Source organism: Diaphorobacter sp. LI3 (assembly GCF_022807955.1).
Classification (GTDB): domain Bacteria; phylum Pseudomonadota; class Gammaproteobacteria; order Burkholderiales; family Burkholderiaceae_C; genus Diaphorobacter; species Diaphorobacter nitroreducens.
In genome coordinates, this window is record NZ_CP094346.1 from 1,942,014 (window position 1) to 1,968,443 (window position 26,430).

At 68.6% G+C, this 26,430-nt stretch carries 23 protein-coding genes; 16 read left to right on the plus strand and 7 right to left on the minus strand.

What is annotated here, in order from left to right:
- From MRB47_RS09025 to MRB47_RS09060, 8 genes are all read left to right on the plus strand, one after another.
- Positions 1-1,338 (plus strand): branched-chain amino acid ABC transporter permease, encoded by a 1,338-nt coding sequence (locus tag MRB47_RS09025; protein ID WP_103737958.1) that lies wholly within the window; start codon positions 1-3, stop codon positions 1,336-1,338.
- Positions 1,338-2,120 (plus strand): ABC transporter ATP-binding protein, encoded by a 783-nt coding sequence (locus tag MRB47_RS09030; RefSeq protein WP_011804953.1) that lies wholly within the window; start codon positions 1,338-1,340, stop codon positions 2,118-2,120. The genes MRB47_RS09025 and MRB47_RS09030 overlap by 1 nt, the downstream gene beginning before the upstream one ends.
- A 3-nt stretch (positions 2,121-2,123) precedes the next feature.
- Positions 2,124-2,819 carry an ABC transporter ATP-binding protein gene (locus tag MRB47_RS09035; protein WP_252102496.1) on the plus strand — a complete coding sequence of 232 codons (696 nt, stop codon included), beginning with the start codon at positions 2,124-2,126 and terminating at the stop codon, positions 2,817-2,819.
- Positions 2,820-3,011: 192 nt separating this feature from the next.
- Complete coding sequence (locus MRB47_RS09040) at positions 3,012-5,111, plus strand: 3-hydroxyacyl-CoA dehydrogenase NAD-binding domain-containing protein (protein WP_123675704.1); 2,100 nt, start codon at positions 3,012-3,014, stop codon at positions 5,109-5,111.
- A 45-nt stretch (positions 5,112-5,156) separates the two neighbouring features.
- Positions 5,157-6,332 (plus strand): acetyl-CoA C-acyltransferase, encoded by a 1,176-nt coding sequence (locus MRB47_RS09045; protein WP_252102497.1) that lies wholly within the window; start codon positions 5,157-5,159, stop codon positions 6,330-6,332.
- 341 nt (positions 6,333-6,673) lie between these two features.
- Entirely contained in the window at positions 6,674-7,858 is a 1,185-nt protein-coding gene (locus MRB47_RS09050; RefSeq protein WP_252102608.1) for a GGDEF domain-containing protein, read from the plus strand.
- 138 nt (positions 7,859-7,996) lie between these two features.
- Positions 7,997-9,856, plus strand: coding sequence for an acyl-CoA dehydrogenase (locus MRB47_RS09055; protein WP_252102498.1), 1,860 nt, complete (start codon positions 7,997-7,999; stop codon positions 9,854-9,856).
- Positions 9,857-9,916: 60 nt separating this feature from the next.
- Positions 9,917-10,417 carry a flavodoxin family protein gene (locus MRB47_RS09060; protein WP_252102499.1) on the plus strand — a complete coding sequence of 167 codons (501 nt, stop codon included), beginning with the start codon at positions 9,917-9,919 and terminating at the stop codon, positions 10,415-10,417.
- Positions 10,418-10,576: 159 nt separating this feature from the next.
- Here the strand turns inward: MRB47_RS09060 and MRB47_RS09065 are convergent, their stop codons facing one another.
- The 6 genes from MRB47_RS09065 to MRB47_RS09090 form a co-directional block, all read right to left on the minus strand.
- Positions 10,577-12,148, minus strand: coding sequence for a PhnE/PtxC family ABC transporter permease (locus MRB47_RS09065; RefSeq protein WP_252102500.1), 1,572 nt, complete (start codon positions 12,146-12,148; stop codon positions 10,577-10,579).
- Positions 12,139-12,972, minus strand: a complete 834-nt coding sequence (locus MRB47_RS09070) for a phosphonate ABC transporter ATP-binding protein (protein WP_252102501.1) — start codon at positions 12,970-12,972, stop codon at positions 12,139-12,141. The genes MRB47_RS09065 and MRB47_RS09070 overlap by 10 nt, the downstream gene beginning before the upstream one ends.
- A gap of 121 nt (positions 12,973-13,093) precedes the next feature.
- Positions 13,094-13,984, minus strand: a complete 891-nt coding sequence (locus tag MRB47_RS09075) for a putative selenate ABC transporter substrate-binding protein (protein WP_252102502.1) — start codon at positions 13,982-13,984, stop codon at positions 13,094-13,096.
- Between the two features lie 125 nt (positions 13,985-14,109).
- The gene (locus tag MRB47_RS09080; RefSeq protein ID WP_252102503.1) at positions 14,110-15,378 is read right to left on the minus strand and encodes an MFS transporter; all 1,269 of its coding nucleotides are present in this window, start codon (positions 15,376-15,378) and stop codon (positions 14,110-14,112) included.
- A gap of 182 nt (positions 15,379-15,560) precedes the next feature.
- A complete protein-coding gene (locus tag MRB47_RS09085; protein WP_252102504.1) occupies positions 15,561-16,694 on the minus strand; it encodes an ABC transporter substrate-binding protein in 1,134 nt (377 codons plus the stop codon).
- Positions 16,695-17,257: 563 nt separating this feature from the next.
- A complete protein-coding gene (locus MRB47_RS09090) occupies positions 17,258-17,725 on the minus strand; it encodes a nucleoside deaminase (protein ID WP_252102505.1) in 468 nt (155 codons plus the stop codon).
- A 215-nt stretch (positions 17,726-17,940) separates the two neighbouring features.
- On the opposite strand from MRB47_RS09090, the gene MRB47_RS09095 reads away from it, so the two are divergent.
- From MRB47_RS09095 to MRB47_RS09120, 6 genes are all read left to right on the plus strand, one after another.
- Positions 17,941-18,732 (plus strand): SDR family oxidoreductase, encoded by a 792-nt coding sequence (locus tag MRB47_RS09095; RefSeq protein WP_011804965.1) that lies wholly within the window; start codon positions 17,941-17,943, stop codon positions 18,730-18,732.
- A 72-nt stretch (positions 18,733-18,804) separates the two neighbouring features.
- Positions 18,805-19,212, plus strand: coding sequence for a PaaI family thioesterase (locus tag MRB47_RS09100; protein WP_015913503.1), 408 nt, complete (start codon positions 18,805-18,807; stop codon positions 19,210-19,212).
- An 87-nt stretch (positions 19,213-19,299) separates the two neighbouring features.
- Entirely contained in the window at positions 19,300-20,316 is a 1,017-nt protein-coding gene (locus tag MRB47_RS09105; RefSeq protein WP_088886546.1) for an NADP-dependent oxidoreductase, read from the plus strand.
- Complete coding sequence (locus MRB47_RS09110) at positions 20,313-20,777, plus strand: GNAT family N-acetyltransferase (protein WP_015913501.1); 465 nt, start codon at positions 20,313-20,315, stop codon at positions 20,775-20,777. Before MRB47_RS09105 ends, MRB47_RS09110 begins: the two co-directional genes overlap by 4 nt.
- A 48-nt stretch (positions 20,778-20,825) precedes the next feature.
- Positions 20,826-21,752: a glutathione S-transferase family protein gene (locus tag MRB47_RS09115; RefSeq protein ID WP_252102506.1), complete on the plus strand. Its 927-nt coding sequence runs from the start codon at positions 20,826-20,828 to the stop codon at positions 21,750-21,752.
- Positions 21,753-21,786: 34 nt separating this feature from the next.
- The gene (locus MRB47_RS09120; RefSeq protein ID WP_011804970.1) at positions 21,787-22,692 is read left to right on the plus strand and encodes an SDR family oxidoreductase; all 906 of its coding nucleotides are present in this window, start codon (positions 21,787-21,789) and stop codon (positions 22,690-22,692) included.
- Between the two features lie 110 nt (positions 22,693-22,802).
- Here MRB47_RS09120 and MRB47_RS09125 read toward each other — a convergent pair whose 3' ends face one another.
- Entirely contained in the window at positions 22,803-23,441 is a 639-nt protein-coding gene (locus tag MRB47_RS09125; RefSeq protein ID WP_047351373.1) for a DUF1566 domain-containing protein, read from the minus strand.
- A 256-nt stretch (positions 23,442-23,697) separates the two neighbouring features.
- On the opposite strand from MRB47_RS09125, the gene MRB47_RS09130 reads away from it, so the two are divergent.
- A complete protein-coding gene (locus MRB47_RS09130) occupies positions 23,698-24,912 on the plus strand; it encodes a multidrug effflux MFS transporter (RefSeq protein WP_252102507.1) in 1,215 nt (404 codons plus the stop codon).
- Entirely contained in the window at positions 24,909-26,315 is a 1,407-nt protein-coding gene (locus MRB47_RS09135) for an MFS transporter (RefSeq protein WP_252102508.1), read from the plus strand. Before MRB47_RS09130 ends, MRB47_RS09135 begins: the two co-directional genes overlap by 4 nt.
- Positions 26,316-26,430: the final 115 nt, after the last annotated feature.

Genomic DNA, 26,430 nt, shown 5'->3' on the forward strand with positions numbered 1-26,430 from the left:
ATGCACACCACTTCCTCTGCACCTTCGACCGCGGCCGCCGGGGGCGCCGTGCGGTACTACCGCTTCAAGCCCTTGAATGTGGGGCGCATCGTCATCTGGAGCCTGTTTGCCCTGGCGCTCATCGTGGCGCCCCAACTGTTCACCAGCAGCCTGGCGCTGACGATGCTGTCGCAGATCGGCTACGCGATCATCATCTGCCTGTCGTACAACATCCTGCTGGGGCAGGGCGGCATGCTGAGCTTCGGCCACGCCGTGTACACCGGCCTGGGCTCGTTCCTGGCGGTGCACGCCATCAACATGGCCAGCGACGGGCGACTGCCCATCCCGCTGGTGCTGATGCCGCTGGTGGGAGGGCTGGCGGGCATGTTCTTCGCCGTGCTGCTGGGCTATGTCACCACCAAGAAGTCCGGCACCACCTTCGCGATGATCACACTGGGCATCGGCGAACTCGTGGCCTCCATGGCGCTGATGTTCCCCGAGTTCTTCGGGGGCGAAGGCGGCATCACCACGGACCGCGTGTACGGCCAGCCGGTACTGGGCATCACGTTCGGTCCGGCAATTCAGGTGTACTACCTGATCGCCGCGTATTGTTTCGTGTGCACGGCCGCCATGTTCGCCTTCACGGGCACGCCGCTGGGGCGCATCCTCAACGCCGTGCGCGACAACCCTGAGCGTGTGGAGTTCATCGGCTACAACACGCAGCGTGTGCGCTACTTCGCCTTCATCATTGCCGGGTTCTTTGCAGGCATCGGCGGGGCGCTGGCGGCCATCAACTTCGAGATCGTCACGGCCGCCGACAGCGTGAGCGTGGTGCGCTCGGGCAGCTACCTGCTGTTCACCTTCCTGGGCGGGGCCACGTTCTTCTTCGGCCCCATCATCGGCGCCGTGCTGCTGGTGCTGGCGTCGGTGCTGCTGTCCGAGCTGTCCAAGGCCTGGCTGCTGTACCTGGGTCTGGTGTTCCTTTTCATGGTCATGTATGCGCCCGGCGGCATTGCCAGCCTGATCATGATGAATCTGCGCCTGGCCAAGTACGGCAAGCTGCGCGGCATCATCAGCGCCTACCTGGCGCTGGGCGGCACGGCGCTGGTTGCGGTGCTGGGGGCTGCAGCGATGATCGAAATGACTTATCACCTGCAGCTGAACGAGGCGCTGGGGCCGCAGCTGGAGTTTCTGGGTGCGACGCTGAACGCCAAGAGCGTGGCGAGCTGGTTCGGCGCCGGCTTCGTGTTGGTGACCGGCGTGGGGCTGTTCGAACTCTGTCGCAGGCAGTTCATGCGGCAGTGGGGCGCGATCCAGGAAGAGATCGAGCACGAGATCAAGCGTGGGGAGGCAGGCTGATGGCGGACCAGGCAACCTATGCGCTGGAGCTGCGCGACCTGCGCAAGAGCTTCGGCAAGACCGAGATCATCCGCGGCGCCAACCTGGCGGTACGGCCCGGCGAACGCGTGGCCGTCATCGGACCCAACGGCGCGGGCAAGTCCACGCTGTTCAACCTCGTCAGCGGGCGGTTCGCGCCCACCAGCGGCGAGGTGCTGCTGCACGGCGCGCGCATCGACGGCAAGCAGCCGTTCGAGATCAACCGCATGGGGCTGTCGCGCAGCTTCCAGATCACCAACATCTTTCCCAAGCTCAGCGTGTTCGAGAACCTGCGCTGCGGCGTGCTGTGGAGCCTGGGGTACCGCTATGCGTTCTGGCGCTTCCTGTCCAGGTTGCAGGATGCCAACGACCGGGCCACGCAGCTCATGGAGATGATCAAGCTGGACAAGAAGCGTGACACCCTGGCCATGAACCTGACCTATGCCGAGCAGCGCGCTCTGGAGATCGGCATCACCATTGCCGGCGGCGCCAGCGTGATCCTGCTGGACGAGCCTACCGCCGGCATGAGCAAGAGCGAGACCACGCGCTTCATCCACCTCATCAAGGAGGTCACGCAGGGCCGCACCCTGCTGACCGTGGAGCACGACATGGGCGTGGTCTTCGGCCTGGCCGACAAGATCGCCGTGGTGGTGTATGGCGAGGTGATCGCCTTCGACACACCCGAGAACGTGCGCGCCAACCCGCGCGTGCAGGAAGCCTACCTGGGCTCCGTCATTGCCGCGCAGCAGGCCGGGGGACATTGAGACATGCTGAAAGTCGAGAACCTGCACGCCTACTACGGCAAGAGCCATGTGCTGCACGGCGTGGGATTTGACGTGCAGCCGGGCGAGATCGTCGCGCTGCTGGGCCGCAACGGCTCCGGCCGCTCCACCGCGGCCAAGGCCGTGATGGGCCTGGTGGACTGGCAGGGCACGCTGCAGTGGAAGGGCCAGGACCTCAATGGCAGGAAGGCCTACGAGATCGCCCATCTGGGCATCGGCTACGTGCCCGAAAGCCGCGACGTGTTTCCCAACCTCACCGTGCACCAGAACCTGCTGCTGGGCCAGAAGGGCAGTGGCAGGGATAGCCGCTGGAGCTTTGAAGACATGTACGAGATGTTCCCGCGCCTGAAGGAGCGCCGCAACATCGAGGCGGGCGTCATGTCCGGCGGCGAGCAGCAGATGCTGACCCTGTGCCGCACGCTCATGGGCGACCCGGACCTCATCATCATCGACGAGCCCACCGAGGGGCTGGCGCCCAAAATCGTCGAACTGGTGGGCGAGTACCTCACGCGGCTCAAGCAGCGGGGCATCTCCGTGCTGCTCATCGAGCAAAAACTCACCATCGCCATGACCATCTCCGACCGCGCGCTGGTCATGGGGCACGGCAGCATCGTCTTTCAGGGCACGCCCGACGAGCTGCGTGCCAACAGCTATGTACGCAAGGAGTGGCTGGAGGTTTGAGGGCCTCATTGGCCTCTAGCCCTTTGTGGATGAGTGCTGTTAGCTATCAAAAGGATAGTTAGACGTTGGTGTGCGCGGCGTGCTTGTCCCGGCTGAGACAAAAAACTGCGACCCCTGCCTCTAGACTTGCGTGCTAAAAACGCACGAGCGTACTTTTCTTTCATCCACCCGAGATTCAAGAGGAACGACAGCATGACGGCTGAATACCAGGTCCACGGCGACGTGGCCGTGATCACCCTCAACAACCCGCCCGTCAACGGGCTTGGCCTGGCCACGCGCCAGGGCATCGTCGATGGCCTCGATCGCGCCCAGGCCGACGGGGCCGTCAAGGCCATCGTCATCACCGGCGCGGGCGGCGCCTTCTCGGGCGGCGCCGACATCAAGGAGTTCGGCACCGACAAGTCGCTGCAGGAGCCCAATCTGCACTCCGTCATCAACGCTGTCGAGAACTGCACCAAGCCCGTGGTGGCTGCCATCCACACCGTCTGCATGGGGGGCGGGCTGGAGCTGGCCCTGGGCTGCCACTACCGTGTGGCCGCGCCCGGCTGCAACGTGGCGCTGCCCGAGGTGAAGCTGGGCATCCTGCCCGGCGCGGGCGGCACGCAGCGCCTGCCGCGCGTGGTGGGGGTGGAGGCAGCGCTGAACATGATCGTCAGCGGTGAGCCGGTCAAGAGCGAGATGATCGGCGCCGTGCCCGGCCAGAAGCTGTTCGACAAGATGGCCGCTTCGCCCGAATCGCTGGCCGAGGAAGCGCTGGCCTTCGCCCGAAGCGTGGCGGACGTGCGCCCGCTGCCGCTGGTACGCAACCTGCCGTGCAAGCACCCCGAGGGCGATGCGTACTTCCAGTTCGCGCGCAACATGGTCAAGGGCATGGCCAAGAACTTCCCCGCGCCCGCCAAGTGCGTGGACGCCGTGGAGGCGGCCACCAAGCGCAAGTTTGCCGACGGCCTGGCGTACGAGCGCGAGCTGTTCATCAACCTGATGTGGACGCCCGAGTCGCGCGCGCTGCGCCACCTGTTCTTTGCGGAGCGTGCCGCGAGCAAGATCCCCGACGTCCCGTCCGAGACTCCCAAGCGGGACATCAAGAAGGTCGGCGTGATCGGCGCGGGCACCATGGGTGGCGGCATCAGCATGAACTTCCTGAACGCGGGCATCCCCGTGACCATCCTGGAGATGAAGCAGGAGGCGCTGGACCGCGGCATCGGCACGATCCAGAAGAATTACGAAGCCCAGGTCAAGAAGGGCAAGCTCAAGGAAGACAAGTACCAGCAACGCATGGCCCTGCTGTCCACTACGCTGAACTATGCCGACCTGAAGGACTGCGACCTGATCATCGAGGCCGTGTTCGAGGAACTGGGCGTGAAGGAAGCCGTGTTCAAGCAACTCGACGCCGTGGCCAAGCCCGGCGCCATCCTGGCGTCCAACACTTCCACGCTGGACGTGGACAAAATCGCCGCCTTCACCCAGCGTCCGCAGGACGTGGTGGGCATGCACTTCTTCAGTCCCGCCAACGTGATGAAGCTGCTGGAAGTGGTGCGCGGCAAGGCCACGGCCAAGGACGTGCTGGCCACCGTGATGGCCTTGGCCAAGAAGATCAAGAAGACGGCCGTGGTCTCCGGCGTGTGCGACGGTTTCATCGGCAACCGCATGATCGAGCGCTACAGCCAGCAGGCCGGCTTCCTGCTGGACGAAGGCTGCACGCCCCAGCAGGTGGACAAGGCCATCGAGAAGTTCGGCTTCGCCATGGGCCCGTTCCGCATGGGCGACCTGGCCGGCAACGACATCGGCTGGGCCATCCGCAAGCGCCGCGCCGTCGAGCAGCCCGACATGAAGTACAGCAAGACAGCCGACCTGCTGTGCGAGATGGGACGCTTCGGCCAGAAGACCGGGGCGGGCTGGTACGACTACCAGGCTGGCAAGCGTGACGCGATTCCCAGCGACGTGGTGAACCAGATGATCGAGGAGCACCGCAAGGCCCTGGGCATCACGCCGCGCAAGGTGAGCGACGAGGAGATCGTGCAGCGCCTGGTCTATGCGTTGGTCAACGAGGGCGCCAAGATCCTGGAAGAGGGCATCGCCAGCAAGTCGGGCGACATCGACATGGTGTACCTGACCGGCTACGGCTTCCCCATCCACCGCGGCGGTCCCATGCACTACGCCAGCGAAGTGGGCCTGTTCAATGTGGTGCAGTCCATGAAGCGCTTTGCCCGCAACCCGCTGGACGACGCCCGTGCCTGGGAGCCCGCGCCGCTGCTGGCCCGGCTGGCCGCCGAAGGCAAGGCCTTTGCCTGAGCGCCCGTTCGTCCGCCTGAAGCACGCAGAACAAGGAATATTGCAATGACCTCCGCAGTGATCGTTTCCACCGCCCGCACGCCGCTCGCCAAGAGCTGGAAGGGCTCGTTCAACATGACCCACGGCGCCACACTGGGCGGCCACGCCGTGCAGCACGCCGTGCAGCGCGCGGGCATTGACCCCGCCGCCGTCGATGATGTCATCATGGGCTGCGCCAATCCCGAAGGCGCCACCGGCATGAACATCGCGCGCCAGATCGCGCTCAAGGCTGGCCTGCCCGTCACCACATCGGGCATGACCATCAACCGCTTCTGCTCCTCGGGCCTGCAGACCATCGCCACCGCCGCGCAGCGCATCATCGCGGGCGAGGGCGAGGTGTATGTGGCCGGTGGCGTGGAAAGCATCTCCTGTGTGCAGCAGGAAATGAACCTGCACATGATCCAGGACCTGGCCCTGGCCAAGCAAAAGCCCGAGATCTACTGGAGCATGCTGCAGACCGCCGAGCAGGTGGCCAAGCGCTACCACATCGGCCGCGACGCAATGGACGAGTACGGCGCCTCCAGCCAGCAAAAGGCCTGCGCCGCCCAGGCAGCCGGCCTGTTCGACGCCGAGATCGCGCCCATCACCGTCACCGCGGGCATCGCGGACAAGACGCTGGGCCTGATCACCAAGCAGGTCACCGTGAGCCGCGACGAGGGTACGCGCGAGGGCACCACCAAGGAAGGCATCAGCGGTATCCGCCCGGCCATGCCTGGCGGGCTGATCTCGGCGGGCAACGCCAGCCAGTTCTCGGACGGCGCGGGCGCCTGCGTGGTGGTGGGCGAGGACTACGCTGCTCGCAACAACCTCCAGCCGCTGGGCCGCTTCCTGGGCTTTGCCGTGGCTGGTTGCGAGCCTGACGAAATGGGCATCGGCCCCGTGTTCGCCGTACCGAAGGTGCTCAAAAAACTGGGCCTGACGGTGCAGGACATCGACCTGTGGGAGCTGAACGAAGCCTTCGCCGTGCAGGTGCTGTACTGCCGCGACAAGCTGGGCATTCCCGCCGACCGCCTGAACGTGAACGGCGGCGCCATCGCTCTGGGCCACCCCTACGGTGTTTCGGGCCAACGCCTCACGGGCCACGCCCTCATCGAAGGCAAGCGCCGCGGTGCCAAGCGCGTGTGCGTGACCATGTGCATTGGTGGCGGTATGGGCGCGGCGGGCGTGTTTGAAGTGCTGTAAGCGCTGATCCGCTTTCGGACTGAAACAACAAGCGCCCCGCGCAGACGATGTGGTCTGCGCGGGGCGCTTGCTTTTATTTTGATAGCTGTCTGCGCTTGCTGCATGGGCGGTAGCAGGAGAAACGAGCGATATTTTTGTGACACGGGTTCCTGTACAGGGAGCGACGCAGCGAGCCAGCCGCTGGAGGGGGCTGCAAGCGTCCTGAAGTTCCGCCCAGCAGGCGGCTGCGGGTGAGGACGATTTAACTCCTCTGAATTACTGGTTGTTACAACAATCCCTGCCCGTCGTCCTGGCTTGGACGACTCGCCCTAAGGGTCGGCCAAGTCCCCTTGAATATCCCCATGGTCGCAAGCGTTCTCGTTGGCATGCTCTGCGCGCATCTGCTGTGCTTTGCGGTGATGTTCTTGCTGATCAGCAAACGGCTGCATGGGCAAAAAATGGGGATGGATCTTTTCGCGCTCGGCAACTTTCTACTGGGCTCCGCCTATGTGCTGCATCTGCTGGAGGGCGGCCCCGCCTGGAGTGCGATGAGTGTGGTGAACCACACGCTGACGCTGGCCTCCCCGGTGGTTTACTGGCTCGGAGCCATGCGTTTCTTTGGGCACGCCGTCCCCTTGCTGTCTCCACTTCTCGTATTTGGGGCGCTCTACAGCCTTGCGCAGGTACTGGTGCAATGGAGCTTGGGGCCGGTGGCACGCTACGCCATGCTTTCAGGGGGATCGGCACTCCTGTTTTTTGTGATGGCCCTGACGGTGATCTACGGCGCTCGCACATTTGCCAAGGATCTGTATGGCGAGATGGTCTTTTTTGCCGCGCTGATCAGCGGCCTATGCGTACTTAACGCGCTCAAGTTCATGAAGCTTCTGGATGGCGGCCTGGATGCATTGCAGATGGACCGCCAGTTCCAGCTGGTGTTCTACATCTACACGTCATTCCTGGCCACGGTGCTGCCGCCATCGATCGTCTGGCTGGTTCTGCGCCGCTTGACCGATCAGTTGCGCCATATCGCTGCGCGCGACCCGATGACGCAGTTGCTCAATCGGCGAGGTCTCACCGAGGCGCTGCAGCTGTCTTTCAACCAGCGCCGGGCGGAGCATGCGCACTTGCTCGTTGTCGACGTTGACCACTTCAAGCGGATCAACGACACCTACGGCCACCACGCCGGAGACACCGTCCTGTGCCGCGTTGCGGAGATACTCCAGGCCACGGCGCGCCGTGGCGATTTGGTAAGCCGTCTGGGCGGGGAAGAGTTCGCGGTGATCTGCCTGAACACCGACTTTCCCGGGGCCATGCACATGGCGGAGCGATTGCGTGCAGCCATCGAGACGCAAACCATCGACATTGCAGAGGGTGGTCATCCGCTGCAGTGCACGGTCACGGCCGGGGTTTCACAGGGCTTTGCAGATGCACACGCCTTGGAGGCGGCCCTGCAACAAGCCGACGCGGCTCTGTACCGTGGCAAAGCCGCGGGACGCAACCGCGTCGAAACGGCCGGGCCGTCTATGGCCACCGCTTCGTACGCCTGAATCACGGGCAATACCGAGACGCCGAGACGGTGATTTGGTCAAAGCCCCGGTGTTCCAGCGCGCGATCCAATGGACCCCCGCGGTGCGCGTCACCCAGCGGACAGGCTTCATCGGCCCGTCCCTTCCATAATTTCGAGCATGACCACCTCCCTGCGCTCCACGCTCGACTTCCTGCTCTACGACTGGCTCCAGGCTGGATCGCTCAATGCGCGCGAGCGCTTTGCGGACCACTCGCGCGAGACGTTTGACGCCGTGCTGGACACCTGCGAGCGCATCGCGCGCGAGAAGTACGCGCCGTTCAACCGCACGGTGGATACGCAGGAGCCCCAGTTCGACGGTGAGCGCGTCATCCTGCCCCAATGCACGCACGACGCACGCCAGGCGTTTGCCGACAGCGGCATGCTCAGCGCGGCGCAGGACTACGCGCTGGGCGGCATGCAACTGCCGTATGTCGTGGAGTCGGCGGCCAACAGTTTCTTTGGCTGCGCGTCGATCAGCATTGGCTCCAACCTGCTGACCACGGGCAACGCCAACGCCATCCTGGTGCATGGAACGCCTCTGCAGCAGCAGGTGTTTGCCGCCAATGAATTCAACGGCCGCTGGGCGGGCACCATGTGCCTTTCGGAGCCTCAGGCGGGGTCCAGCTTGAGCGACATCACCACGCGCGCCGAGGCCGACGGCGCAGACTTCGAGGTCGACCCGCTGGGCCCGCGCTACCGCCTGCGTGGCAACAAGATGTGGATCAGCTCCGGCGACCATGAGCTGACCGAGAACATCGTGCACCTGGTGCTCGCCAAGATCCCCGGGCCGGATGGCAAGCTGGTGCCGGGAGTGAAGGGCATTTCGCTCTTCATCGTGCCAAAAAAGCTGGTGGATACCGATGGCCAACTGACGGGCGAGCGCAACGACGTGGCGCTGGCCGGACTGAACCACAAGCTGGGCTGGCGCGGCACCACCAACACGCTGCTGAATTTTGGCGAGGGCAGGTACCCCGTGCGCGGCGGCGCCGGCGCCATCGGCTACCTCGTGGGGCGGCCAGGCGAGGGCCTGAAGTGCATGTTCCACATGATGAACGAGGCACGCATCGCCATCGGCATGGCGGCAACCACGCTGGGCCTGGCAGGCTACTACGCCAGCCTGGACTACGCCAGAACGCGGCTGCAGGGCCGCCCGGTACAGGGCAGCACCAGCGCCGCGGGCAGTGCCGGCAAGGACGCCAGCCAGCCGCCCGTGCCGCTGATCCGGCACGCGGACATCAAGCGCATGCTGCTTGCGCAAAAGAGCTACTGCGAGGGCGCGCTGGCGCTCAACCTGTACTGCGCGCGGCTGGTGGACGAGGGCCGCACGGGCGAGCCCCAGGCGGCGCAGGATGCCAAGCTGCTGCTGGAGGTGTTGACCCCCATCGCCAAGAGCTGGCCCAGCGAGTTCTGTCTGGAGGCCAACAGCCTGGCGATCCAGATTCACGGCGGCTACGGCTACACGCGCGACTTCCCCGTGGAGCAGTACTGGCGCGACAACCGCCTGAACATGATCCACGAGGGCACGCACGGCATCCAGGCCGCCGACCTGCTGGGCCGCAAGGTGGTGATGCAGGGCGGCGCAGGCCTGCAGCTGCTGGCGCGCACCATTGGCGCCACCATTGCCCAGGCGCGCAAGCATCCGGAACTCGCCGCCTGGGCGGACCAGCTGGCCCAGGCCCTGCAGGACGTGGGCGAAGCCACGCAGGCCGCCTGGGCCACCGGCAACCCTACCGAGGCGCTGGCCAACGCCGTGCCCTACATGCAGGCCTTCGGCCACACGGTGCTGGCCTGGGTGTGGCTGGACGTGGCGTGCAGCGTGCTCGCACGGAATGCTACTCTTTCAATAGCTGCTAGCGCTGGAAGGATGGGCGCTGCACGCTATTTTTACCACTATGAATTGCCGCGCATCGGTGCCTGGCTGCAGGTGGTGCGCCAGCGGGACCTGACCTGCGCGGCACTGGATGAAGACGCGTTCTGACGCGACGCGCTCTCCGCAGGGTGGTGGTCGCCCGCATGGGCAACGGTCTATGCTTGCCGCATGGATGCGCCCCAGACCCTGCTGATCATCTACCACTCGCTGACCGGCGGCACGCGCCAGATGGCCGAGGCCGCGCGCGCCGGCGCCGCGGCCGAGCCCGCCGTATCGGTGCGCCTGCTCCACGCGGCGCAGGCGGGGCCGGACGATGTGCTGGCCGCGCAGGGCTACCTGTTCGCCACGCCGGAAAACCTGGCGGCCATCAGCGGCCAGCTCAAGGACTTCTTCGATCGCTGCTACTACCCGGTGCTGGACCGCATCAATGGCCGGCCTTACGCCAGCCTGGTCTGCGCCGGCAGCGACGGCCAGAACGCCGCACGCCAGATCGCCCGCATCGCCACGGGCTGGCGGCTGAAGGCCGTGGCCGAGCCGCTGATCGTCTGCACCCACGCCCAGACGCCCGAGGCGATATTGGCCCCCAAGCAGATCGGCGCGGCGGACCTGGAGCGCTGCCGTGCGCTGGGCGAGGCACTGGCCACCGGGCTCGCGCTGGGGGTGTTCTAGTGCTGCGACCCGAAAGTGTTGGGACATGAAAGCGCGCCTTCGCCCGCGAGGCGGCGTTGCCAATCCTCGCAATGGCCACGGTCGTTGCTGCGGTTCGCGCCTGACCCTTGGGGCGAAGCCATCGATCGCCTTTTGTTCCTCCACTCCCCGGTTGCGGTACTAGGCCCTGCCCATCCAGCGGCGCAGCGCCGCGCTGGCCCAGTCCACCGCGACCGATAGCGCCAGCATCGCCAGGATCACCGTGCCCGCCTGCGCATGGTGGAACAGCGACAGCTCCACGTAAAGCAACTGCCCCAGGCCGCCCGCGCCCACGAAGCCGAGGATGGCGGCCATGCGGATGTTCATCTCCCAGCGGTACAGCGTGTACGCCACCAGTTGCGGCGCCGCCCCGGGCAGCGTGCCGTACAGGAACGCCATGGCGCCGCCGCTGCCGGCCTGGCGCAGCGCACGCGCGGCCGTGGCCGGGGTGTTCTGCAGCGCCTCGGCATACAGCCGGCCCAGCACGCCGGTGGTGTGCAGGGCCAGGGCCAGGGCGCCGGCAAACGGCCCCAGGCCCACGGCCAGGGCGGTGAGCGTGGCCCATACCAGTTCGGGCACCGAGCGCAGCAGGTTCAGCAGCAGGTTCCAGCCCGCGCGCCGGCGCGGCAGGGCCAGCAGCAGCGCCAGCAGGGCGGCCAGTAGCGTGCCCACGATGGAGATGGCCAGCGTCTCCCACACACCGCGCGCCACCTGCCGCAGCCAGGTGCTGCCCAGCTCGGGTGGGAAGAAGCCGCCGGCAAACTCCGCCATGCTGCGCGCCGCCTCGGCGGTGAAGAGCGCGGGCAGGTCCATGTCCAGCAGCCACAGGCTGGCGGCCAGGGCGGCCAGCACCGTCGCGGTCAACGCGCCGCTGCGCCAGCCCAGCGGCGCTGCGCGTGCCGCGGGGGGCGCATCCAGCGCGCGGCGCAGCCCGCCCGACAGCGCATCGGCCGCCAGCACCAGCAGCATGAAGGTCACAAGGATGGTGCACGCCTCGCCGCCGTTGAGCATCTTCATGGCCTGGTCCATGAGCTGGCCCAGCCCGCCCGCGCCCACGAAGCCCATCACCACCGAGGCGCGCACCGCGCATTCCCAGCGGTACACGGTGTAAGACGTGAGTTCGCGCGCCGCCTGCGGCAGCAGGCCGTAGAGCAGGGCGATGGGCCGGCGCGCCCCACTGCGCGCCAGCGCCTGGGCGGGTGCGGCGGGCACGGATTCGAGGATCTCGGCGTACACCTTGCCCAGCATGCCGCCGTAGGCCAGCCCCAGCGCCAGCACGCCGGCCGTCGGACCCAGGCCGAACACGCGCACGAACACCAGCGCCCACACCAGCTCAGGGATGCCGCGCAGCACCGTGAGCACGCCGCGCGCTGCCGGGTTCAGCCGGGGGCGTTCGCGTGCAGCGTTGCTGGCCCAGTAGGCCAACGGCACCGCCAGCACGAAGGCCAATGCCAGCCCCGTAGTGGCAATCGCCAGCGTTTCCAGAGTGGCGCGCGCCAGCAGGGCCAGGAAGTCGGCCCCCGTTTCAGGCGGCAGAAACTGGCGCAGGAACCCGCCCAGCACGCGCAGGTTCTCGGGCGCCAGCAGCGCTGCCAGGTCAAAGCCCGACGCCTGCAACAGCGGCCACAGCAGCACCACGGCCAGCAGCGCGCCGCCCAGCCGACCGCGTGCGGCCGGGTCGCGCAGGTGCGGGGCGGGGTGCGTCAACGGCATGAGGCGTAGCTGCTGGTGGTCGGGGGCGGCGTGGGCGTTTCATCCGGCGCGAGCGCGCCGTCGCCGGGCGGGGCGTACAGCGCCTGCAGCAGGTCGGGCGTGACCGCGCCGGCCGGCAGGTCGAAGGTGATGCGCCCCTCGCGCAGGCCCACCACGCGCGCAAAGCAGGCCAGCGCCAGGTCCACCGCGTGCAGGCTGGCGACCAGCGTGGCGCCACGTGCGGCCGCGTCCTGCACCAGCAGCTGCACGGTGGCCAGCGCCAGCGTGGGGTCGAGGGCAGAGACGGGCTCGTCGGCCAGCAGCAGCGCTGGCTGCTGGTACAGCACGCGGGCAATGCCCACGCGCTGCAGCTGCCCGCCCGAGAGCTGGTCGCAGCGCGCGAACAGCTTGTCCTGCAACTGCACGCGCTGCAGCGCGGCGTGCGCACCCGGCAGGTCGGCCGGGTACAGCAGCGAGGCCAGCGCCTTCCATGCGGGCCATTGGCCCAGGCGCCCGGCCAGCACGGCGGTCACCACGCGCTGGCGCGGCGGCAGGGGCGGGGCCTGGTGCACGGTGCCGATGCGCGCGCGCAGCGCACGCGGCGGAGGCCACGAAGCATGGGGCGTGTCGGGCGACGACGCGCCCAGGGCGGAGCCCAGCACGTGCACGCGGCCGGCGCTGGCGGGCAGGGCTGTGCCCAGCAGGTTCAGCAGGGTGGTCTTACCCGCCCCCGAGGGGCCGATCAGCGCCAGGCTCTCGCCCTGGCGCGCGGCCAGGGTAATGCCGCGCAGCGCCACATGGCCGCCGGGGTGGCATAGATCCACGCCGTCCAGCTCGAAGCTCATGATTGCTCTTGTTTCAATAGCTGCTAGCGCTTATCCAGCAAGCGCTAGGGGCTGATTTGATCAATAACGCCAATGGTGCACGCGCGGGCTACCTGGGCCAGGCCCGCGCGCGCCGGCGCGCTTACTTCAGCAGGCCGGCCGTCTTGGCGGCGTCTTCGATGCCGTCGTAGTTGCGCGGCTCGGTGGCGATGAAGCGCGAGGCGCGCTGCAGTTCCAGGATGGCCTTGTGCTCGGGCTTGGCCGGGTCGAGCGCCAGGAAGGCGGCCTTGATCTTCTGCACCACGGCGGGATCGAGATCGCCGCGCACGGTCCAGTTGTAGTCGAAGTAGGGTGGGGTGGTGGCGAACACCCGTACCTTGGACGGGTCCACCTTCTTGGTCTCGACCAGCTTGTCCCAGACGGAGGCGTTGAGCACGCCGGCCTGCGCCTTGCCGGCGGCCACGAAGGCGACGGTGGCGTCATGCGCGCCGGAATAGGCCACGGTCTTGAAGTCCCGCTCTGGCTGAACGCCGGCTTGCTGCAGGAAGTAGCGCGGCATCAGGCTGCCCGAGGTGGACGAGGGAGCGCCAAAGGCAAAGGTCTTGCCCTTGAGGTCGGCCAGGCCCTGGATGATGGGGTCGGCGGTGATGAAGCGCGAGGTAAAGCGTGCGTCCTCCTCCCGTTGCACCAGCGGAATGGCCGTACCACCCGTGCGGATGCGCGCCTGCACGTAGGTGAAGCCGCCCAGCCAGGCCAGGTCCAGCTTGCGCGTGGCCAGGGATTCGACCACGGCGGCGTAGTCGGTTACCGGGGTGAACACCACCTTCATGCCGGTGGCCTGCGACAGGTAATCGCCCAGCGGCTTGAACTTGCGTTGCAGTTCGGTAGGCGCTTCGTCGGGGATGGCGGATACGCGCAGCACCTGCGGCTCGGCGGCCTGGGTGGAAAGGAAGGGAGAGAAGCTGGCGACAGCGGCGGCGGCTGCGGCAAAGCGGCGCAGCGCCGCACGGCGTGCGGTCGTTGAAGAGGTCATGGCGGTGCGGGAAAGTTGAATCGAGCGCGCTGCAAGCCAAGGGCCTGCGGGGTGTGCGCGAGGGCCGCCATTGTCGCCCAAGGTGGCGCCGGCTGCCCGGGTGGCGCGCGGCCGGCGGTGAACGCTCAGCCCGCCGCCTGGGGCGTGGGCAGCGCCGGGGGGCGCCGCCCCGGCAGCAGCAGCGCCACCCCCGCGGCCACCATCAGCAGTGCGCCCGACAGGCCGAAGGCGATCCAGTGCGTGCCGAAATGCTCATAGCCCCAGCCGCCCAGCCAGGCGCTGATCATGGCCCCCACCTGATGCCCCAGGTAGGCCCAGCCGTAGAGCACGCCCACCAGCCGCACGCCGAACATGTCGGCCAGGATGGCGGACGACAGCGCGATGCTGCCCGCCCAGGCAATGCCGCCGATCACCGAGGTGCCGTACAGCTCCAGGGTATTGCCCGCCAGCAGCAGCGCGAAGAACCCCACGCCGCGCACGCAATAGATGGCGGCCAGCAGCTTGCGTCGCGGCAGCCGGTCGGCCAGGCGCCCCAGCACCATGGTGCTGGGAATGGCCACCAGCCCGATCAGGCCGATGCCGAAGGCGCTGGTGGTGGCGTCAAAGCCATGGTCCATCAGCATGGGCATGCCGTGCGTGCCCAGCAGGTTCATGCTGAAGCCGCAGGCGAACAGGCCCAGCGTGATCTTGAAGAAGGTGCCGGTGCGCATGGCCTGCAGCACCGTGTAGTGCTGCCCTGCGGGAGCCACCGGGTTCGCCGCACGAACGGGGCTGCCGGGCAGCGGGGCATCGCCATCGGCAGGCGCCTCGTCGCGGATCACCCACAGCGCCGTGGGCACGGTGATGGCGGTGAACAGCGCGGCAAAGCCCAGCAGCGTGGCCTGCCAGCTCAGATGCTGCAGCGCGATGCCCAGTGCGGGCGTCATGATGGCGATGCCGGCCATGGAGCCCGTGGACAAGAAGAACAGCGCCATGCCCCGGCGGCGGTTGAACCAGCGGCTGATGACCGGTGTGAGCGCCACCGGGCTGGTGAATCCCGCGCCCACGGACATGAGGATGCCGAAGCTCAGCAGCAGCCCCAGCGGCGTGCGTGTGTTCACTGCCCAGAGTGTCGACACCACCAGCAGGACCGTGCCCGCCAGCAGCACGAAGCGCGTGCCCCGGCGCGCCACCAGCCAGCCCGCCAGCGGCATGGCCGCGCCGTAGCACAGCATGCCCACGGCGACGATGGCCGACAGCAGGCTGCGCGAAAAGCCCAGGTCCTCGGCCATGGGCAGGAACAGCGGGCCCAGCCCCAGGCGCAGGCCCACGGTGAGGGCTGTGAGCACGGTGGCCGCGGCCACGATGTTCCAGCCGAAATACCAGCGGGCCGGTGAGGAATCTTGAGAGGACATAGGGGCGACGGGCGTGGGTCCGGGTGAATGCGACCCTTGGTTGTAACGGCTGCCGTGGGCCGTGTGCGCCGGCTGCGGCCGGCGGCGCATCGCGATTGGCGATGGGGGCTGCCGCGGCGCGCGAGGGGCGGTGACCCGGTGGCCCGGTGACCCGGTGACCCGGTGGCGCGGCAGCGACGGCGTCAGCGGCGGAACAGTCCGTCCGCGTCGATGATGGACAGCTCCACGTAGCTCAGGCCCGTGCGGTCGCCGGGGCCGTAGCCCAGCTCCAGCCCGCCCAGGTCGTAGTGGCTCATGCCGCCCAGCGCGGTGACGATCTTCTCGCGCGTGGGCTTGGGGCCGGCGCGGCGCAGGCCTTCCACCAGCACCTTGGCGGAGGTGAAGCCCTCCATCACCGAGGGCGACAGCGTCAGGTTGCCCTTGGCCTTGGCCAGGGCGGCGGCCTCGCGGTTGATGGCGTAGCCCATGGAGCGCACGTTGGGGAACACCTGCGTGACGATCACTCCGCGCACCGAGTCGCCCAGCTGGGCGACGAAGCCGCGGGATGCGTTGTTCGACACCGTGACCACCTGCATGGACGAGCCGGCCTTGCGCAGCGCTTTCACGCCGTCGCTCACCGCCACGCTGGAGCCGATCCAGATGACCGCCTGGGCCTGCGCCTGGATGAGCTGCGGCACGATGGTGGCGTAGTCCGGCTTGGCACGGTCGGCCTTGATCACGGCCACGGGCTTGCTGCCCACGTTGGCAAAGCCCTTCTGGGCACCGGCCAGGCAGTCCTCGCCAAAGCTGTCGTCCACATGCACCACAGCGATGCGCTGGACCATGATGGTGTGCAGGTGCTCCACGGCCTTCTCGGTCTCGGCCTGGTAGCTGGAGCGCACGTTGAACACCAGTGGGTTGGCGGGCTTGTGGAAGGTCATCGCACCCGTGGAGGGCGCCACCAGCGCCACGCCGTGCTTGGCCAGGTGCGGCAGTATGGCTTCGGTGTGCGGCGTGGCGCGGCTCATGAACAGCGCGGCCACGTTGTCGTCTTCGATCAGGCGGCGTGCGTTCTCGCCGGCGAGCTTGGGTTCGAACTTGTCGTCCAGCGTGATCAGCTTGATGCGCTCGCCATGCACGCCACCCTTGGCATTGATGTGGTCCAGATACAGGTGCACGCCCGCGAGGGTCTCGCCCACGCTGGCGGCCACCGGGCCGCTGACGGCCGTGGTCTGCCCGATCAGGATGTCGGCCGAGGCGGCGCCGCCGCTCAGGGCGCCCGCCAGCAAGCAGGCGGCTTGCCAGGCGCGCAGGCGCCCATGGGGTTTCTGGTTCATGGTTCCTCCCTGTGCCCGCGTTGCACCAAGTGGGTGCATGGGCTGTGGTTTCGCACTGGCAGCGGGTGGCTGCAGTCCCTCAAAAGGTGCATGTTGTGACCGCGATGTGGCACGGCCGGCGTACGTGGTGCGCGTGCCGCGCCAGAAAGGTCACATACCGGAACGCACATCCCCGCATCACGCACCTACCGTTGTCGAGCCAGCCCGGCGCCGCCGATGCTGCCAGCCGCACGGCGCGATAACCTGCGGCGGTGGCCAGGTGCAATGGGCGCGCCTGCACGGCGCCGCGCGCAGCCCGGCGACGCATGCCGGCGCGCCGGTGGCCGTGGCCGTGGCGCGCGCGCCCAGGCGCAGTAGCGCCGCGGGGGCCAACCATGCCCCGCGCCCATCAGCGCCATGGGCCGCAGGGTGGGACATGCAGGCGCCGAGAATCCCCATGCCGGCCCGGCGATCCCATGGCCGTGGGGAAGGGGCCCCGGTTCAGCGTGGCCAGCGCCACCGTCGCCAGGCATTCCTATACGCAGGGGCCGGCACCGGCCCCTGCGGCGCTGTGGTCAGGGGTGTCAGGGGCCGTCCGTGGGCCAGGGCGCGTCGCCGTAGAGCTGCTCCACGCCAATGCCCGTGGCCAGGCGTTGCAGCGGCAGGGGCGGCGGGTCCAGCGGCAGCCGCAGGCGCTGGTAGGCGCCTTCGCTGGACAGGCCGTAGGGCGCGGCGTCGCGGTTGTCGAAGGCGTAGAACACCCTGTCCGCGCCGGCCATGACCAGCGCCGCCAGGCACATGGGGCAGGGGTGGCCGCTGGCGTAGACCGTGCAGCCCGCCAGGCTGGGGTTCGCCCGCTGGCGTGTTGCGGCGCGCAGGGCCTGCATCTCGGCGTGGGTACTGGGGTCGTGGCTGTGCACGATGTCGTTCACGCCGGTGGCGATCACCTCGCCGCCGCGCGCGATCACCGCGCCGAAGGGCCGGCCGCCGCGGGCCCGGTTGTCGTGGGCCAGGTGCACGGCCCGGCGCAGCAGGGCGGTATCGCTGGACATGGGAACTCCTGAAAAATGAGCGGCCCCCGCTTTCCCCGCGGGCGCCGCGGCCGGATTGTCCTTTGGACACAAAAACCCTGCCGATGAATCACGCATGTGACATGTGTGGCGCGGGCCGCTCGCCACAATAGCCGCTCAAAATCCTGCCGCCGCGCCTCCGTTGCCCACTGTGGGCGATGGCACGGCGTACCACAGACTCTTGGGGAGACACCTTCATGGCCCGTACCGCGCAACAACTCTTCGACCTCTCGGGCAAGACCGCCCTCGTCACCGGCGGCTCGCGCGGCCTGGGGCTGCAGATGGCGCACGCGCTGGGCGAGGCGGGCGCGCGCATCATGCTCAGCTCGCGCAAGGCCGAAGACCTGGAGCAGGCCGCCGCCGAGTTGCAGGCCGCCGGCATCGACGCGCGCTGGGTCGCCGCCGACTGCGCGCGCGAGGAAGACATCCACCGCCTGGCCAGCGAGACGCTGCAGCGCATGGGCGACGTGGACATCCTGATCAACAACGCCGGCGCGAGCTGGGGCGCGCCGGCCGAGGACCACCCCGTGGCCGCATGGGACAAGGTCATGAACCTGAACGTGCGCGGCTACTTCCTGCTGTCGCAGGCGATCGGCAAGCACAGCATGATCCCGCGCAAGAGCGGCCGCATCATCAACGTGGCATCCATCGCAGGGCTGGCGGGCAACCCGATCGAGATGAAGACCATTGCCTACAACACCTCCAAGGGCGCGGTGATCAACTTCACGCGCGCGCTGGCCTGCGAGTGGGGCGTGCATGGCATCGGCGTGAACGCGATCTGCCCGGGTTTCTTCAAGACCAAGATGGCCACCGTGCTCATCGAGACGCTGGGCGAGGAAAAGATGGCCGCGCACGCGCCGCTGCGCCGCCTGGGCGACGACGAAGACCTCAAGGGCATCACGCTGCTGTACGCCAGCGAGGCGGGCAAGCACATCACCGGCCAGTGGCTGGCCGTGGACGGGGGCGTGAGCGCGGTCATCGGCGGCTGACGGCAAGGGCGAACCACCGCGCCAGGGGCACTATCCTTGCGGTCTTTTTTTACCTTGAGCAAGGAGCTTCCCGTGCTGGATTTTGGTGCCGACATTCCCTTCGTCAAAGAGCTGGGCTTCACCCTGCATCACATGCAGGGCGGAACGTCCGAACTGCACTTTGAGGCGCGGCCCGAGCACATGAATTCCTACGCCGTCACCCATGGCGGCGCCACCATGACGCTGCTGGACGTGACCCTGGCCACGGCCGCGCGCAGCGATACGCCGGACATGGGCGTGGTCACCATCGAGATGAAGACCAGCTTCATGCACCCGGCGCGCGGCCCGCTGGTGGCCAAGGGGCGGCTGCTGCACCGCACGCGCTCGCTGGCCTTCGTCGAAGGGGCGGTGTACGACGCCGAAGGGCGCGTCTGCAGCCATGCCACGGGCACCTTCAAATACGTGCCCAAGGCCGTGCCCGGCGGCGTGTCCACCGACTGAGTCTTGAATGAAAAGTGGCTCTGGCGCTTGTGTATCAAGCGCTAGAAGCTATTGAAACAATAGCAAAATTTAACCTGGAGATTTCGCATGCCACGCAACCAACAGATCCTCCTCGACAACCGCCCCCAGGGTGAAGCCACGGTGGACAACTTCCGCCTGGTCACCACCGATACGCCTGCACTGCAGGACGGCCAGGTGCTGGTGCGCCACCATTACCTGAGCCTGGACCCCTACATGCGCGGGCGCATGAACGACAGCAAGAGCTACGCCGCCAGCCAGCCGCTGGGCGAGGTGATGATCGGCGGGACGGTGGGCGAGGTCGTCGAGAGCCGCCACCCGGCCTATGCCGTGGGCGACAAGGTGGTCGGCATGGGCGGCTGGCAGGAGTACAGCGTGGCCGACGGCAACACGCCCGGCATGCTGCGCAAGGTCGATACCACCCACGTGCCGCTGTCGGCCTACCTGGGGGCCGTGGGCATGCCCGGCGTGACCGCCTGGTACGGCCTGGTGAAGATCATCGCCCCGAAGGCGGGCGAGACCGTGGTGGTGAGCGCCGCCAGCGGCGCCGTCGGCAGTGCCTTCGGCGCGCTGGCCAAGGCGCGCGGCTGCCGCGTGGTGGGCATTGCCGGCGGCCCGGACAAATGCCGCTATGTGACTGAAGAGCTGGGCTTTGACGCCTGCATCGACCACCGTGCGAACGGCGATTTGAAGAGCATGGCCCGCGCGCTCAAGGAAGCCTGCCCGGACGGCATCGACGGCTACTTCGAGAACGTGGGCGGCTACATCCTGGACGCCGTGCTGCTGCGCGCCAACGCGTTCGCCCGCGTGGCCGTGTGCGGCATGATCGCCGGCTACGACGGCCAGCCGCTGCCGCTGCAGAACCCCGCGCTCATCCTCATCAACCGCATGAGGGTCGAGGGCTTCATCGTCAGCGAACACATGGAGGTGTGGCCCGAGGCGCTCAAGGAACTGGGAGGCCTGGCGGCCAGCGGCAAGCTGCGCCCGCGCGAGACCATCGCCCAGGGCCTGGCCGCGGCGCCCGAGGCGTTCCTGGGCCTGCTCAAGGGCAAGAACTTCGGCAAGCAACTGGTGAAGCTGGTTTGACGGTGCAGTGGAGCTGGGCACGGTTTGACGACCTGGGCGTGCACGCGCTGCACGATGCACTGGCCCTGCGCTGCCGGGTGTTCATCCTGGAGCAGGGCCCCTACCAGGACCCGGACGGTGCGGACAAGCACGCCTGGCACCTGCTGGGCCGCGCACAGCCGCAGGGGCCGTTGCTGGCCACGCTGCGCGTGGTGGACCCCGGCGTGAACTACGCCGAGCCCTCGATCGGCCGCGTGGTCTGCGCGCCCGAGGCGCGCGGCAGCGGCCTGGGCCGCGCGCTGGTGGCTGAAGGGCTGGCGCAGTGCCAGCGGGTATGGCCGGGGCGCCCGGTGCGCATCAGCGCGCAGGCGCACCTGCAGCGCTTGTATGGCAGCCTGGGGTTTGCTACGGTGTCCGATCCCTATCTGGAAGACGACATCCCGCATGTCGAGATGCTGTGGAGCCCGCCGCCACAGGCCTGAAAGGGCGCAAGGCAGGGGCCGTCTTTCGCACCGCACCGGAGAGCGCGCATGACCGAACTCATCCTGCACCACTATCCCGCCTCGCCGTTCGCACACAAGGTGCGCTGCGTGCTCGGCTTCAAGCAACTGGCGTGGAAGTCGGTGATCGTGCCCAGCGTCATGCCCAAACCCGACGTGGTGGCACTCACCGGCGGCTACCGGCGCACGCCCTTCCTGCAGATCGGGGCTGACATTTATTGCGACACGGTGCTGATCTGCGATGTGCTGGAGCATCTGCAGCCCGAGCCCGTGCTGTACCCGCCGCACCTCAAAGGCGTCTCGCGCGTGTTCGCCCAGTGGGCGGACATGGTGCTGTTCGGGGCCGCCATGGCTTACTGCCTGCAGCCGCGCGGTGCACAGGCGCTGTTCGCCGGCCTGCCCGATGGTGCGGCCGAGGCCTTTCGCAACGACCGCCGCGCCATGGGCACGGCGCGCACCCACCCGGCGGACGCCACGGCGGCCTACCGCTCGTACCTGCGGCGCATCGCCAACATGGTGGAAGAGCACGACTTCCTCTTCGGCGCCGAGCCCTGCGTGGCCGACTTTGCCGCCTACCACCCGCTGTGGTTCACGCGCGAATGCGTGCCGGTGATGGCCGACATTCTCTCGGCCACGCCGGCGGTGCTGGAGTGGATGGATCGCATGGCCGCGCAGGGCCAGGGCCGCGCGGAGAAGTTCAGCGCCCAGGACGCCGTCACCGTTGCCGCAGGCGCGCTACCCCAGCCGCTGCCCGCCGAGGCCTTCCAGGACGAGCATGGCATCCCCCTGGGCAGCCGCGTGACGATCACCGCCGAGAGCTTTGGGCCCGAGCCCACCGAAGGCACGCTGATCGCTGCCACGCGCACGCGCTACACGCTGGCGCGCACCGATCCGCGCGCGGGCGACGTGCATGTGCACTTCCCACGCGTGGGCTATGTGCTGCGCCGCGCCGCATGAGATTTCCATTCATAGACCGCAGGAGACACACAGCATGATCGACAACTTCGCCGGCAAGACCGCCGTGCTCACGGGGGCGGGCTCGGGCTTTGGCCTGGAGTGCGCCCGCATCGGCGCGCGCCTGGGCATGAACCTGGTCCTGGTGGACGTGCAGCAGGACGCGCTGGAGCGCGCCGCCGTGGAGCTGGCCGCCGCTGGCGCCCCCGTGCTGGCGCGCCGGGTGGACGTGTCCAACGCCGCGCAGATGGAGCAGCTGGCGCAGGACGTGGTGCAGCATTTCGGCGCGCCGCACCTGGTGTTCAACAACGCGGGCGTGGGATCGGGCGGGCTGGTGTGGGAGAACTCGGCCCGCGACTGGGAATGGGTGCTGGGCGTGAACCTCATGGGCGTGGTGCACGGCGTGCGCCTGTTCACCCCGCTGATGCTGCAGGCCGCCAAGGACGACCCCGCCTGGCGCGGGCACATCGTCAACACCGCCAGCATGGCCGGCCTGCTGGCCCCGCCCAACATGGGCATCTACAACGTCAGCAAGCACGCCGTGGTGGCACTGAGCGAGACGCTGTACCAGGATCTGGCGCTGGTCACCGACCAGGTGGGCGCCAGCGTGCTGTGTCCGTATTTCGTGCCCACGGGCATCAGCCAGAGCGAGCGCAACCGCCCGCAGGTGCTGGCGGACGAGCGGCCCACCAAGAGCCAGCTCATCGGCCAGGCCATGATCGGCAAGGCCGTCACCAGCGGCAAGGTGACGGCCGCCGAGGTGGCGCAGAAGGTCTTCGACGCCGTGGCGGCGGGGCAGTTCTACATCTACAGCCACCCGCAGGCGCTGGGGGCCGTGCGCACGCGCATGGAAGACGTGGTGCAGGCACGCAACCCCACCGACCCGTTCGCGGACAAACCCGAGCTGGGGGCGCAACTGCGGGCGGCGTTGCGCGCGCAGTGACCGGCTTTTGAATTGAAATGGCTTCTGGCGCTTGCTGGATAAGCGCTGGCAGCTATTGAAAATGTAGCGTTTGCGCGTCCGCCCAGGTGCAGGGTGCGCAGAGCGTCCGCTCAGGGCGCCGGGCGCACCAGCCGTATGGGCAGGCGCGTGCTGCGGCCCACGTCGCCGCGGGCCTCGCCGCTGGTCATGTCCACGGCCCAGCCCTGCTGCACCGACAGGCTGCTCTCGCCCGCGCCGCCGCGCGCCACGTTGCCGTAGGCGTAGGGGTTCACGCTGAGGGTGTTGACGCTGGCGGTGCCGGTCCAGTGCCATTCCAGCGGTGCATTGGGAAAGAGTTGGGGGTCGACCGAGGGCGGCTGCGCGTTGCGGTTGACCAGGCGGCGCAGCTCGGGCACGCGCGGCAGGCGCCAGCGCACGCCCTCGTCCTTCCAGCGCTGGCGCACCAGCGCCTGGGCCTCGCCGTAGGTGTAGCGCAGGGCCACGCCGGTGCAGGTGGCGCCTGTCCATTGCATGCCCTGCGCGCAGCGCGGCCAGGCCAGCCGCGCCTGCGTGTCGATCACCAGTGCGCCGTCGGGCGACGGCACCAGCACCGGCTGGGCGGGCGCGACCGGAACGGGCGGGGCGTCGTCGGCCTCGTCCTCACGGTCCGTGGCGGCGAGGGCGGGCGCGGCCAGGAGCAGGGCGCCAGCGCACAGGGCCAGGGTGGCGGCCCAGCCGCGCAGGGCGGGGGCGATCGGGGGCAGGGGCATGCGGTGTCTCCGGGCGAGGCAGTACAGGACGGCAGGAACAGTGGGGCCGAGCCGCGCACGCGATTGTCGGGCGGCGGCAGGGCCAGGCAACCCGTGAACAGCGGGCTGGAAGGGCGGCTTTTGCGGCCATCGAACGCACGCGGGTGCCGGCCGCGGCGCTGCATGGGAGGCGATGTGGGCCTTCGCGCAGCGCGCCAGCACGATCCGGCCAGTGTGGCGACAATCGCCCGAATGCCCCTTTTCCCCGTTCTTCCGCATGGCCCTGATCCTGGGCCTGCTCTCGGCCATCGGCCCATTTGCCATCGACATGTACCTGCCGGCGCTGCCGGCCATCGGCGCGGCGCTGCGGGCCGACGTGGGGGCGGTGCAGTGGAGCCTGACGGCCTTCTTCCTCGCACTGGGCGTGGGCCAGTTGGTCTACGGCCCGGTGTCCGACATGGTCGGGCGCAGGCCGCCGCTGTTCTTCGGGCTGGGCCTGTTCACGCTGGCCAGCGTGGGCTGCGCGCTGGCGACCGACGTGCACACGCTGGTGCTGCTGCGCTTTGTGCAGGGGCTGGGCGCGGCGGCGGGCATGGTGATTCCGCGCGCGGTGGTGCGCGACCTGCACACGGGCACCGAGGCGGCCCGGCTCATGTCGCTGCTGATGCTGGTGTTCAGCGTGTCGCCCTTGTTGGCGCCATTGGTGGGCAGCGGCGTGATCGCGCTGGCCGGCTGGCGCGGCGTGTTCTGGGTGGTGGCGGTGGCGGCGCTGGCCGGGCTGGTGTTGGTCCAGCGGGCGCTGCACGAGACACGGCCCGCCGGCCAGCGGGTGCGTAGTTCCGTGGGCAGCGCGGCCGCGGCCTACACGACGCTGCTGCGCGACTGGCACTACCTGGGGCTGGTGGGCATCGGCGGCTGCTCCATGGCGGGTTTCTTCGTTTATCTGGCGGGCTCGCCTTTCGTGCTGATCAACCACTACGGGTTGTCGCCGGTGCAGTACAGCGTGGCGTTTTCGGTCAACGCGGCGGCCTTCTTCGCCAGCGCGCAGTTCACGGCGCGGCTGGGGCGGCGCTACGGCATGGCGCCGGTGGTGAAGGCGGCCGCCAGCGGCGCGGGCGCGGTCATGCTGGCCCTGCTGGCGCATTATCTGCTGGGCGGAGACCGGCTGGCCGTGCTGCTGGTGCTGTACTTCGTCGCCAGCGCGCTGATGGGGCTGGTGATCCCCACCACCTCCGTGCTGGCGCTGGAGGAGCACGGCACCATTGCGGGGACGGCGTCCGCCCTCATGGGCACGCTGCAGATGCTGATCGGCACCCTCGCCATGGCGGCGGTGGGCCTGTTTGCCAGCGACGCGCCCCTGCCCATGGTGGTGGGCATGGCCACAGGGGCGCTGACGGGGGTGGCGCTGACCTGGATCACGCTGGGGCCGGCGGGCGCGCAGCGCATCGCGCACGGCGCCGCGAAAGACATCGCCCCGGAGCGCCGGCCATGAGCGGCTTACCCGTGGGTGCGCCGCTCCTGGCCGACGGCCTGCCGCAGCCCGCACGCCGCCAGGCGATGCTGGTCATCGTTCTCGGGCTCACGCTGGCGGTGCTCGACAGCAGCATCGTCAACCTGGCGCTGCCCGACATCGCACGCCAGTTGCAGTCGGGCGCGGCGCAGAGCGTGTGGGTGGTCAACGCCTACCAGCTCGCCACGCTGGTCGTGCTGCTGCCGCTGGCCGCGCTGGGCGAGCGCGTGGGCTACCGGCGCGTGTACTTGGTGGGCATGGCGCTGTTCGCGCTGGCGTCGGTGGGCGCCATGCTGGCGGCCAGCATGCCCGCCTTGATTGCCGCGCGCGCGTTGCAAGGCCTGGGCGCCGCGGGCGTGATGGCCGTGAACGCGGCGCTGGTGCGCCTGATCTATCCGCGCGCGCAGCTGGGCCACGGCATGGCCATCAATTCGCTGGTGGTGGCCACTGCGTCCATGGCGGGGCCGTCGGTGGCGGCGGCCATCCTGTCGGTGGCGTCGTGGCCCTGGCTGTTTGCCATGAACCTGCCCTTGGGCGTGGGAGTCTGGTGGCTGGGGCGGCGCGCGCTGCCGGTCAATCCTCCGTCCGCCAACCATGCGCCGCGCTTTTCCGCCATCGACGTGCTACTCAACGGCGCCATGTTCACGCTGCTGTTCCTGGGCGGGGAGCAACTGGGCGTGCGCAGCGCGGCGCAGGGCGGCAGTGCGGCCACGGGTGCGATCCTGCTGGCCGCGGGTGTGGCCGTGGGGGCGGTGTTCCTGTGGCGCCAGCGCGGCCTGGCGGCGCCGCTGTTTCCGGTGGACCTGCTGCGCATTCCGGTGTTCGCACTGTCGATGGGCTCGTCCGTGGGGGCGTTCTGCGCGCAGATGCTGGGCTTTCTGTCGCTGCCCTTCCTGCTGTTGGAGGCGCAGGGCCGCACCCACCTGGAGGCCGGGCTGCTCATCACGGCCTGGCCCCTGGCCACCGCCGCGGTGGCGCCGCTGGCGGGCCGGTTGATTGGCCGCTACCCGGACGGCCTGCTCGGCGGCATTGGCATGGCGGTGTTTGCTGCCGGCCTGGTCTCGCTGGGCCTGATGCCCGCGCAGCCCGCGGACTGGAACGTGGCCTGGCGCATGGCGCTGTGCGGTGCGGGCTTTGCGCTGTTTCAGTCGCCCAACAACCACACCATCGTCACCTCGGCCCCGCTGCACCGCAGCGGCGCGGCCAGCGGCATGCTGGGCACCGCGCGCCTGACGGGCCAGACACTGGGCGCCGTGTCGCTCGCAGCCATCTTCGCCCTGCGGCCGGGGCACGATGGAAGCGCGGAGTCGCTGGCACTGCTGGTGGCAGGGGCGTGCGCGGTGGTGGCGGGGGTGTGCAGCTCGCTGCGGGTGAGGCAGCGGTAACAGAGGCAGAGCCGTGGCGCTTGTGCGCCCCATGTGGGCGGTGTTCTTGGCCTCCTTTTGGCACAAGAAGAACGTCGTGCGGGCGCGGCAGTCCGTGATCGTCAGATCGTCAAAA

What these genes read in the sequence shown, in the direction of transcription:
- MRB47_RS09105 (WP_088886546.1), top strand. Translation starts at nt 19,300, where the DNA reads ATGCCACGCAACCAACAGATCCTCCTCGACAACCGCCCCCAGGGTGAA.
- MRB47_RS09095 (WP_011804965.1), top strand. Translation starts at nt 17,941, where the DNA reads ATGGCCCGTACCGCGCAACAACTCTTCGACCTCTCGGGCAAGACCGCC.
- MRB47_RS09065 (WP_252102500.1), bottom strand. Translation starts at nt 12,148, where the DNA reads ATGCCGTTGACGCACCCCGCCCCGCACCTGCGCGACCCGGCCGCACGC.
- MRB47_RS09055 (WP_252102498.1), top strand. Translation starts at nt 7,997, where the DNA reads ATGACCACCTCCCTGCGCTCCACGCTCGACTTCCTGCTCTACGACTGG.
- MRB47_RS09060 (WP_252102499.1), top strand. Translation starts at nt 9,917, where the DNA reads ATGGATGCGCCCCAGACCCTGCTGATCATCTACCACTCGCTGACCGGC.
- MRB47_RS09085 (WP_252102504.1), bottom strand. Translation starts at nt 16,694, where the DNA reads ATGAACCAGAAACCCCATGGGCGCCTGCGCGCCTGGCAAGCCGCCTGC.
- MRB47_RS09050 (WP_252102608.1), top strand. Translation starts at nt 6,674, where the DNA reads ATGGTCGCAAGCGTTCTCGTTGGCATGCTCTGCGCGCATCTGCTGTGC.
- MRB47_RS09025 (WP_103737958.1), top strand. Translation starts at nt 1, where the DNA reads ATGCACACCACTTCCTCTGCACCTTCGACCGCGGCCGCCGGGGGCGCC.
- MRB47_RS09135 (WP_252102508.1), top strand. Translation starts at nt 24,909, where the DNA reads ATGAGCGGCTTACCCGTGGGTGCGCCGCTCCTGGCCGACGGCCTGCCG.
- MRB47_RS09070 (WP_252102501.1), bottom strand. Translation starts at nt 12,972, where the DNA reads ATGAGCTTCGAGCTGGACGGCGTGGATCTATGCCACCCCGGCGGCCAT.
- MRB47_RS09130 (WP_252102507.1), top strand. Translation starts at nt 23,698, where the DNA reads ATGGCCCTGATCCTGGGCCTGCTCTCGGCCATCGGCCCATTTGCCATC.
- MRB47_RS09090 (WP_252102505.1), bottom strand. Translation starts at nt 17,725, where the DNA reads ATGTCCAGCGATACCGCCCTGCTGCGCCGGGCCGTGCACCTGGCCCAC.
- MRB47_RS09125 (WP_047351373.1), bottom strand. Translation starts at nt 23,441, where the DNA reads ATGCCCCTGCCCCCGATCGCCCCCGCCCTGCGCGGCTGGGCCGCCACC.
- MRB47_RS09035 (WP_252102496.1), top strand. Translation starts at nt 2,124, where the DNA reads ATGCTGAAAGTCGAGAACCTGCACGCCTACTACGGCAAGAGCCATGTG.
- MRB47_RS09115 (WP_252102506.1), top strand. Translation starts at nt 20,826, where the DNA reads ATGACCGAACTCATCCTGCACCACTATCCCGCCTCGCCGTTCGCACAC.
- MRB47_RS09120 (WP_011804970.1), top strand. Translation starts at nt 21,787, where the DNA reads ATGATCGACAACTTCGCCGGCAAGACCGCCGTGCTCACGGGGGCGGGC.
- MRB47_RS09045 (WP_252102497.1), top strand. Translation starts at nt 5,157, where the DNA reads ATGACCTCCGCAGTGATCGTTTCCACCGCCCGCACGCCGCTCGCCAAG.
- MRB47_RS09080 (WP_252102503.1), bottom strand. Translation starts at nt 15,378, where the DNA reads ATGTCCTCTCAAGATTCCTCACCGGCCCGCTGGTATTTCGGCTGGAAC.
- MRB47_RS09075 (WP_252102502.1), bottom strand. Translation starts at nt 13,984, where the DNA reads ATGACCTCTTCAACGACCGCACGCCGTGCGGCGCTGCGCCGCTTTGCC.
- MRB47_RS09040 (WP_123675704.1), top strand. Translation starts at nt 3,012, where the DNA reads ATGACGGCTGAATACCAGGTCCACGGCGACGTGGCCGTGATCACCCTC.
- MRB47_RS09030 (WP_011804953.1), top strand. Translation starts at nt 1,338, where the DNA reads ATGGCGGACCAGGCAACCTATGCGCTGGAGCTGCGCGACCTGCGCAAG.